This is a genomic window from Rothia nasimurium (assembly GCF_928381705.1).
Taxonomy (GTDB): Bacteria; Actinomycetota; Actinomycetes; order Actinomycetales; family Micrococcaceae; genus Rothia; species Rothia nasimurium_G.
The window spans coordinates 1-461 of record NZ_CAKMSR010000037.1 but is presented as its reverse complement, the minus strand read 5'-3'; the positions used below and the strand labels follow the sequence as shown (position 1 = coordinate 461).

At 61.2% G+C, this 461-nt stretch carries 1 protein-coding gene; it reads left to right on the top strand.

Annotated features, from left to right (window positions below; all coding sequences use genetic code 11):
• Positions 1 to 101: 101 nt before the first annotated feature.
• A partial coding sequence (locus tag L6762_RS11890) for an acyl-CoA thioesterase (protein WP_237187496.1) occupies positions 102 to 461 on the top strand: 360 nt, incomplete at its 3' end.

The following is a 461-nucleotide window of genomic DNA, read 5'->3' as shown; positions in this document are numbered from 1 at the left end:
GCTGTATCTCCTTTGCATGACTAGTCTTGGCCGCCAGCGCGGCTTCAGCGTGCGCGCAGTATATAGGCTCGCATCGATTTTGAGACTAGAAGAGTTACGAGATGGCTGACAGACAATTGCTACACACGGCCCATATCCCGGTGCGCTGGGGCGACATGGACAGCTACGGGCACGTCAACAACACCCTCTATTTCCAGTACCTGGAAGAGGCCCGGGTGGCCTGGTTCGAAACCCTCGGCATCGACCTGGAAGGCGCTGCCGAGGGGCCGGTCGTGCTGCAAAGCCTGCACACCTACCTGAAGCCGGTGGTGCATCCGGCCACCGTGGTGGTGGAACTGTACGCCGGCAGGCTGGGCACCAGCAGCCTGGTACTGGAACATCGCCTGCACACCCTGGAAGATCCGCAAGGCACCTATGGCGAAGGCCACTGCAAGCTGGTCTGGGTGCGCCACGCGGAAAAC